The organism is Streptomyces sp. AcH 505 (genome assembly GCF_000818175.1).
In the GTDB taxonomy this organism is placed as follows: Bacteria; Actinomycetota; Actinomycetes; order Streptomycetales; family Streptomycetaceae; genus Streptomyces.
Genome location: NZ_JTIY01000002.1, coordinates 1054077 through 1062119, shown reverse-complemented (window position 1 = coordinate 1062119; position 8043 = coordinate 1054077). Strand labels below are relative to the sequence as shown.

Annotated in this window: 7 protein-coding genes; 1 reads left to right on the top strand and 6 read right to left on the bottom strand. The window is 69.0% G+C overall.

The features are described from left to right. A partial coding sequence (locus tag HY68_RS34725) for a LysR family transcriptional regulator (protein WP_042000764.1) occupies positions 1–825 on the bottom strand: 825 nt, incomplete at its 3' end. Between the two features lie 122 nt (positions 826–947). Here HY68_RS34725 and HY68_RS34720 point away from each other — a divergent pair. Continuing rightward, positions 948–1277 carry an STAS domain-containing protein gene (locus tag HY68_RS34720; RefSeq protein WP_041999537.1) on the top strand — a complete coding sequence of 110 codons (330 nt, stop codon included), beginning with the start codon at positions 948–950 and terminating at the stop codon, positions 1275–1277. Between the two features lie 77 nt (positions 1278–1354). On the opposite strand, the gene HY68_RS34715 is transcribed toward HY68_RS34720, so the two are convergent. The 5 genes from HY68_RS34715 to HY68_RS34695 form a co-directional block, all read right to left on the bottom strand. Beyond that, positions 1355–3415 carry an alpha-amylase family glycosyl hydrolase gene (locus tag HY68_RS34715; protein ID WP_041999534.1) on the bottom strand — a complete coding sequence of 687 codons (2061 nt, stop codon included), beginning with the start codon at positions 3413–3415 and terminating at the stop codon, positions 1355–1357. Positions 3416–3428: 13 nt separating this feature from the next. Continuing rightward, positions 3429–5255 (bottom strand): AGE family epimerase/isomerase, encoded by a 1827-nt coding sequence (locus tag HY68_RS34710; protein ID WP_041999531.1) that lies wholly within the window; start codon positions 5253–5255, stop codon positions 3429–3431. Next, positions 5252–5890 (bottom strand): DJ-1/PfpI family protein, encoded by a 639-nt coding sequence (locus HY68_RS34705; RefSeq protein ID WP_041999528.1) that lies wholly within the window; start codon positions 5888–5890, stop codon positions 5252–5254. The genes HY68_RS34710 and HY68_RS34705 overlap by 4 nt, the downstream gene beginning before the upstream one ends. A 91-nt stretch (positions 5891–5981) precedes the next feature. Continuing rightward, positions 5982–6434 (bottom strand): hypothetical protein, encoded by a 453-nt coding sequence (locus tag HY68_RS34700; RefSeq protein ID WP_041999525.1) that lies wholly within the window; start codon positions 6432–6434, stop codon positions 5982–5984. Continuing rightward, entirely contained in the window at positions 6434–8041 is a 1608-nt protein-coding gene (locus HY68_RS34695; protein WP_041999521.1) for a thiamine pyrophosphate-binding protein, read from the bottom strand. Before HY68_RS34695 ends, HY68_RS34700 begins: the two co-directional genes overlap by 1 nt. Between the last annotated feature and the right edge of the window lie 2 nt (positions 8042–8043).

The following is an 8043-nucleotide window of genomic DNA, read 5'->3' as shown; positions in this document are numbered from 1 at the left end:
CGGCCAGACCACCCCCACGTCGCTGGGCGCGACCCCGGTCAGCGGGCGGTAGATGACGTCGGGCCGCTGGTAGAAGGAGGCGGTGGCCATGGGGGTGAGGCTGATGCCGTAGCCGCCGGCGACCGCGTGCAGCCATTCGTCCGGACTGCGCGCCACCGTGCCGATACGTACGGGCCGGCCCCGGCGCTCCTCCGTCGCGAGCCAGTAGTCGCGCCACCAACCGGACTCCTCCGGGACGGCGACGAAGGGCTCGTCGAGTACGTCGTCGAAGGCGACTTCACGCTGATGGGCGAGACGATGACCGACCGGCAGGGCGATCCAGCGGGGCTCGGTGATCAGTACTTCGTGCCGGAAGCGCTCCTGCCCCGGGAAGGGCAGCCGCAGCAGCGCGACGTCGACGTCCCCCGCGGCGAGACCGGCGGTGGGGTCGCTCCACTGCGTCTGCCGCATCTCGACCCGCCATCGCGGTCGTCGCCCGGCGAACTCGGCGAGGATCGACTGCGTGTCCTCGTTGGCGGCGCTGGCAACGAAGCCGACCCGCAGGACGCGTACGGTGTCACGGGCCGCCCCACGTGTGCGATGCACCAGGTCGTCCCAGTCCGCGAGGAGCTCCGGCAGCCGCGTGGCGAGCTCCGCGCCGGCGGGAGTCAACTCCATTCCGTGACGGCTCCGGCTGAACAGCCGCACACCCATGAGAGTTTCAAGTTTTCTTATTTGTTTCGTCAACGAAGGTTGCGTGATGAAAAGCAGTTTCGCGGTGCGGGTCAGGTTTCCCTCCCGCGCCAACTCCTCGAAGTGACGTAGAAGTCTCGTATCGATATCCATGCGTTCACGTCATCATGAAAGTTATTGGACAGGACTTGGACACTTCCGCGATCCTTTTTACAGAGACATTATTGGTGCCCGGGAACAAGACTTTCCGTGGCCGGTAGAGATAGGGAGTAGTCATGAGCTTTGAGCTGAGTCTCGGGACCGCGGGCAGCAGCACCGTCGTACGTATGGCGGGCGAGGATCACGATGTCGAGACGGTGCGCTCGGTCCTGGACCGGGCCGTCCGGCAGGTCACCCGACGCCTGGTGATCGATGTGCACGACTCGGATCTCCTGCCGAGCGGCGCGGTGAGGTGCCTGGCTGTGGCCGGCCAGCAGGTGCCGCAGTCGGCCGAAGTGGTGGTCGAGGGAGCCTCACCGGCGCTCATGTCCCAGCTACGGCTGGCCGGCCTCGACCGTTCGATGACCATCGTCCACCGCGAGCCGAACGCGCTCGCCACCGCGTGACCTTGGTGTCCACCACACCGTCGGCGGCTTCCCGCTCCCGCACACGCGGCGCGGGAAGCCGCCGGCCCCTCGCGGACTCACACTCCCCCGGCGACGAGCAGCAGGCTCGCGTGGGCGCCCAGCGTCCAGTGTGTGTCGCCGCAGAGGGGTTCCTCACCCACCTCGTGTCCGTCCTGGTGGGCCGGGGAGCCGGTGTCGGCGAAGACATGCCATCGCAGACCGGGCGGCGGCTCGGGAAGTCGTACGGTCCGTTCGGAGCCACCCGCGTTGACCGCCAGGTAGACACAGTCCGCGGGAGCGTCGTCACGGTCCTCGTGGAGCATCGCAGCGAGCAGCGTCGAGCCCTCCGACCAGTCCGGTTCCCACGGCTCCTCCCCCTGCCAGCTGACCGGGGGGCAGGGCGCGCCGGGCGCGACCCGGCTGTCCGGATGTACGGTGCGGCGGAGCACCGGGTGCGCGTGGCGCAGCGCTATGGCGCGCCGGGTGAAGCCGAGGAGCCCGGCATGCGCGACGCGGTGGTTCCAGTCGACCCAGCCGAGCGGGCCGTCCTGGCCGTAGGTGTTGTTGTTGCCGTGCTGGGTGCGTCCGAATTCGTCGCCGGCCAGGATCATGGGCACGCCGTGACTCGCCAGGAGCAACAGGAGAGCGTTGCGGGCCTGCTGGGCGCGCAGCCGCAGGACGGCGGGGTCGTCGGTGGGGCCTTCGTGTCCGCAGTTCCAGCTCTCCTCGTCCGGGATGCCGTCCTTTCCGTCCTCGCCGTTGGGCTCGTTGTGGCGGTGGTCGTAGGAGGTCCAGTCGGCCAGGGTCAGCCCGTCGTGGCAGGTGATGTAGTTGACCGAGGCGGTGGCGCCGCGTTCCCGGTAGAGGTCGGGTGAGCCGACCAGCCGGGTGGCGAACTCTCCCGCCGAGCCGGGCCGGCCCAGGAGGAAGCGCCGGATGGCGTCGCGGTAGCGCATGTTCCATTCGCTCCACCGCCCGTAGGCGGGGAAGGAGCCGATTTGGTGGACGCCGGCGGCGTCCGTTGCCTCGGCGATGAGCACGCAGTGAGCCAGGGCCGGGTCGCGAGCGATGGCCTCGACGAGCGGTGGGTCGGACAGCGGCCGGCCGTCGGTCCCCCGGGTGAGGATGGCCGCCATGTCGAACCGGAAGCCGTCGACGCGGTACTCGGTGGCCCAGTGGCGCAGGCTGTCCAGGATGAGGGTGCGGGTCACCGGGTGGTTGCAGTTGACGGTGTTGCCGGTGGCGGTGAGGTTGAGGGGGCGGCCCGCGTCGTCCAGCAGGTAGTAGGCGGACTCGTCCAGGCCGCGCAGGGACAGGGTGGGGCCGCGGTGGTCGCCCTCGGCCGTGTGGTTGTACACGACGTCGAGAATGACCGCGATGCCTGCCGCGTGCATCGCTTTGACCAGCGACTTCAGCTCGCGGGAGGCGTCTCCCTGGCCGGTTCGCGACGCGTAGCCCGCTTTTGGCGCGAAGAAGCCGACGCTGTTGTAGCCCCAGAAGTTGCGCAGTGGCTTGCCGGTAGCCGGCGACACGAACGTGTTGTCCGTCTCGTCGAACTCGAAGACGGGCAGCAACTCGACGCAGTTGACGCCGAGTTCCCTCAGGTACGGGATCTTTTCGCGCAGGCCGGCGTACGTACCCGGGGAGGTCACCGCGGCGGAGGCGTGCCGGGTGTACCCCCGCACGTGTGTCTCGTAGATGATCAGGTCGCCGTGCGGAATGCGCGGCGGGCGGTCGTCGCCCCAGTCGAAGTCGGTCGGGGCGACGGCGGACCGGTAGCGGGGGCGTTGGCCCCACTCCCCCGCACCGGTCAACTCCGTGGCGTAGGGGTCGAGCAGGACGGGCGAGAGTCCGCCGGAGGTGTACGCGACGCGGTAGCCGTAATGGAAGCGGTCGGTGTCCAGTCGCCGCACGGTGGCGGTGAACAGCGTGCCGAACCGGCCGCCTTCGGGGAACGGCAGTTCGGCGACGATAGTGCCGTCCACCGCGTCCATGAGCACCAGCCACGCGGCGCGTGCGCCGTTGGCGTGGAAGGCGAAGTTGACGCCGCCGGGCACGGGGCTCGCGCCGAGCGGCCAGGCCCGCCCGGCGGCGATGTGCCACCGGGCGGAGGCCGGGAGAAGATCGCTGGTGACCATGGTGTGGGCCCCCTTAATGTCGCACCGGACGCAGCCGTGCCTTTACCCGCAGCCGTTGGTCGCTCGCGGGCAGGCGTACCGCCATCGTCTCGGCGTCGAAGTCGTGGTAGGGCGCCCCGTCGATCAGCACCTGGTCCAGGACGACGTGGCCCGACGGGAAGACGTCGGGGGCGACGCGCAGCAGGCCGTCCGGGAAGCGGGCGCCGGGTTCGGGGCAGAAGTACAGGTCGAGCGGTTCACGGTTGATCAGGAGCTGGGTGTACACCTCGGCCAGAAAGCAGAGTTCGGCCTTGTGGTACATGGCCATGGCATGGCTGCCCTTGAGCCGTTCGTTGCCGACGAGGAACGGCATGCCTTGGGCCAGGACGGTGAAGAAGACTCCGCCTTCGTCGTGGTCGAGGAAGAAGGCGTTGTAGAAGGCGGAGGATTCCCGTGCGTGGGTGAGGAAGTCCTCCCGGTTCGTGCTGCCGGCCAGGATCAGGTAGGCGAGGATCGCCTGCTCCTGCTGCCACCACGTCTTGCGGTCGTGCCAGACGAAGGGGTGGCGTCCGTTCTGTGCGCGTCGCTCCAGCACGTCGTACCAGCCGCCGCGCTGCGCGTCTCGGCCCACGCCGGGCATGGTGCTGCCGATGTGCTCGGCCAGCGCCCGGTACTCCCTTTTGGGCAGCGTGCCCTGCATCCGCATGAGGTTCCACGCGATCTTGAGGTTGTGGCCCACCACCGCGCGGTCCCGCTGCCAGCCCCACTCGCGGTCCGGCGTCCAGTCCGCGTGGAACCTCTCCTGGACGAAGGGGCTGGTGTCGTCGGGCATGTGTGTGACGATCATGTCGAACGTGTGCTCAAGCATGTCGCGGTAGCGCTTTTCGCCGGTCGCCAGGAACAGGTTGAACAGATAGGCCGGCGCGTGGTCACCGACCGAGTTCCAGTTCTTCCGGGCGCGGTTCGGACCGAGACTCTCGTGGTGGGCGCTGAGCGTGACCGGGTCGATGTGGGAGTAGTACCCGCCCAACTGCCGGTCGGCGAAGTACTTCTCGAACAGCCGGACGGTGCCGTCGATGTCCGTGAGGATCTGCGGGGAGCCGGTCAGGCGATAGGTCTGGGTGAGGCCGACCAGGGCGTAGATCTGCTCGTAGGCGGGGATGGCTTGGTAGTCGTCACCGAACTCGGAGGCGAAGAGCTGGTGTTCACGGCCGCCCGTGACATCGATGCCGTGGTACCAGTACACGACGCCTTCGTCCGGGTCGACGAAGCGCATGTGGTCGTGGAGGTAGCGCGCCCCCTTTTCGGCGACTTCGAGAGACTTCTCGTCGCCGGTCAGCATGTATGCGCTGGCCATGCCGTAGACCATGCGGGAGATGGTGTCCGTCTCCTGGACGTGCTGCTCGGTCTTGCCTCCGGTGCCGCTGATCACCGTCCGGTAGTCCCCGAAGTCGACAGGAGCCTCGCCGAACTGGGAGCGCCGGTAGAAGTCCGCGATGCGGGCCAGTTGCTCGCGCCACCAGCCGGGGCGCTCGAAGGGCCAGCCGGCGCCGTCCTCGTCGCCGACGAAGATCAGTTGTGCCGCCTGGAATCGCAGGCCGCCCGCTTCGGGGTACACCGGCCCGTAGCAGAAGAGGAACGTGCCGGGCCGCAGCAACTCGTGCAGGTGGCCGCTGACGTCGTCGTACGGCTCGCCCAGGTTCCGCAGCCGCTGCCCGTGTGTGGTGTCGGTCAGGTGGACGGTCACCCGCCGGTCGTCGAGAGTGCGGAGGTCGAGTTCGGAGCCGCGCCGTTCGACCACGTAGCCGGCGGTGGTTTCGGAGAAGGAGAACGGGATCTTCGCGGACGCGGGCGTGGTCATGCCGCCTCCTGTTCCGGCACGGATCGCGCCGCCTGCTCGGCGGACTCGTCCAGGAGTTCGATCACGGCACGGGCGAGGAGGTGGCATTCGGCCACCGTGCGTCCGGTCACCAGATCGTTGTCGGCGACGACGTCCTGGTTGGTGTAGACGGCCCCCATGTTGCGGACGTCGCCGACCAGGTTGTTGTGGCAGGTGACGGGGCGCCCGGCGATCAGCTCAGGGGCCGCCGAGAGCAGTGACAGCGCATGGCAGGAGAACGCCTTGAGCAACCTGGGCAGTCGGAAGGCACGGCGCATCAAGTCGATCGCGGGCGCGGGTGTGTCCACGTCCTCACTGAAGCGGAGCCGGTCGGAGACCATGCCGGAGGGGACCAGCAGGGCGGAGTAACGGGAGAGTTCGGTGTAGTCGAGCCCTTCGAGGTCGCCGCTGACGGTGAGCGGTGCGCGCTGCTCGTGCCCGGTGAAGGTGAGTGAGGGATTTCCCCACAGCCTGGTGAGCAGGACGACCTCGGCGCCCTCCTCCGCGAACCGGTGCTGGTAGTAGGAGATCTCCTCTTCCACGAAGTCGCTCTCGACGAGGATCCCGATGCGCCGGCCGTCCAGTCGTGGGCGCGGCATGACGAGGCTGGGGGGCATGGTGTCTTCCTTGGCTGGTCGGTGGACGGAGAAAGGGCGGGCCCGGCACGGAACACGTGCGACGGGCCCGCCCGGTGGTTCACGTGCGTGCCTACACCAGTGCGGCGGAGGCCGGGGTGAGCGAGGGCTCGGGGTGCAGTCCGGTGACGGTGATGACGCGGATCCGGGGGACCCCGTCGCACAGCACCACCCACCATTCCTGGCTGAGGTGGCCGGCTTCGGGGGACGGGGAGGTGACGACCACCTGGGCGTGCACGGGCGAGGTGAGCGTCACCTCCAGGACTCCGCCGCCGAGCGGGAGACCGGTGAGCAGGTGGTGGGCGCCGTCCCGGCACCACTGGGTGAACTCTTCGACGCCGCGTACGATGCGCTCCGGCAGTTCCAGGCGCATCCCGTTGGCGAGGTGGGCGGTGAGTTCTTCCGGAACGGCGCCGCCGCGCAGTCTGCGCAGCCAGTCCCGTACCAGGTTCTCGGCCTTCGACGCGGTGAGGGCGAGACCTTGCGAGTCGGCACGCGGCGGTGCCTCGGTCGATGTCACGGACATCAGTCCACCACCAGATCTACGAGGAACGGGCCGTTGTGGGCCCACATCTGCGTGATGACGTCCTCGATCTGATCGCGCTTCTCGACCCGGCGGGCCGGGACTCCCAGGGACTCGCTCAGGGCGGTGAAGTCGATGGCGGGCCGGCTCAGGTCGAAGGCGTCCGGGACGGAATGGGGGGCGATGCCCTGCTCGGCCCAGTACTCCCCGATGTTCAGGTCGAGGAGCCGGTAGCGTCCGTTGTTGCAGATCACGAACTTGGCGTCGATGCCTTCGCGGGCCGCGGTCCAGAGCGCCTGGAAGGTGTACATGCTGCCGCCGTCACCGGTAAAGCCGATCACCGGGAGTTCCGGGCGGGCCAGTTTGAGTCCGAGCGCGCCGGGGATCCCTACGCCGAGTGATCCTCCGCGCGTCTGGAAGAAGCGGCCGGGCTGTCGTGGCGGCAGATGGGTGGCGAGCGGGCCCCCGGAGGTGAGCGCCTCGTCGAACACCGCCAGCCCCGCCGGGGACCGCTCGGCCAGGACCCTGGCGAAGGTCTCCATCAAAGGCTCGTCGTCCGGCGCCGGCAGTGGCCTGGCGACCGGCGGCGACGGAGGGACGATCCGTGGCCCTGGGCCCAGTGCCCGGCCGAGGTCGGCGAGGGCGAGTGCGGGATCCGCGACCAGACCGACGTCGACGGGGAAGTTCTTCGCGATCTCGTAGGCGTCCAGGTCGATGTGGACGATCCGGGTGCCGTCGGCGAAGGGACTTCCCAGGTGCGGGAAGACCTCGGGGAACACATAGGTGCCGACGACGAGCACGGCGTCGGCGTCCGCGACGACCCGCGCGCTGTCCTTGCCGAACATGTGCCCGGTCAGCCCGGCGTAGAGCGGATGGCGGGTGTCGAAGTTGACCTCGGACGAGTTGACACCCCACACGCGGGCCCCCAACCGCTCGGCGACTGCGGTGAGTTGTTCCTGCGCACCGCTGGCTGCGATGCCGTCGCCCATGAGGATCACCGGCCGGCGCGCGTCGCGAAGCAGCCGGGCCGCCTCTTCGACGGCCTGCGGTGCCGGCGCGGACCGCGTGTCGGGGAGGGACGTGGGTGTCACCGGTTCCGTCGTCATCTCGTCCATGACGTCCGCGGGCAGGACGACGACGACCGGGCCGCGCGGCGGGGTCATGGCGATCTTCACCGCCCTGCGCAGGACCCGTAGCGTGGACCGCGGATCGACCACCCTGGTGGCGTACTTGGTCACAGGATCGGCCATGGCCACCAGGTCGGCGGCCATCTGCCCGTCCATGGCGTCGTAGCGTATGCCCGCCTCACCCACGAGCACCACCAGCGGTGAACCGCCCCGCTTCGCCTGATAGAGCATGCCGATACCGTTGCCGAGTCCCACCCCGCTGTGCAGTTGGACGAGGCCCGGACGCTGGGTGGCGCGGGCGTAGCCGTCGGCCATACCGACGGCCACGCCCTCGTGCAGCGCCAGGACGTAGGAGAGGTCGCCGGCGCGGTCGCCCTCGTCGAGGAAGCCCTGCTCCACCGTCCCTGGATTGCCGAACATGTAGCTGATGCCGTCAGCCGCGAATTGCTCGAATATTGCGGATTTCCCAGGCCTGGCAGGCATAG

Bases quoted from the DNA above. Each gene is read 5' to 3' on its own strand.
- HY68_RS34720 (WP_041999537.1), top strand. From the start codon at position 948: ATGAGCTTTGAGCTGAGTCTCGGGACCGCGGGCAGCAGCACCGTCGTA.
- HY68_RS34715 (WP_041999534.1), bottom strand. From the start codon at position 3,415: ATGGTCACCAGCGATCTTCTCCCGGCCTCCGCCCGGTGGCACATCGCC.
- HY68_RS34710 (WP_041999531.1), bottom strand. From the start codon at position 5,255: ATGACCACGCCCGCGTCCGCGAAGATCCCGTTCTCCTTCTCCGAAACC.
- HY68_RS34705 (WP_041999528.1), bottom strand. From the start codon at position 5,890: ATGCCCCCCAGCCTCGTCATGCCGCGCCCACGACTGGACGGCCGGCGC.
- HY68_RS34700 (WP_041999525.1), bottom strand. From the start codon at position 6,434: ATGTCCGTGACATCGACCGAGGCACCGCCGCGTGCCGACTCGCAAGGT.
- HY68_RS34695 (WP_041999521.1), bottom strand. From the start codon at position 8,041: ATGCCTGCCAGGCCTGGGAAATCCGCAATATTCGAGCAATTCGCGGCT.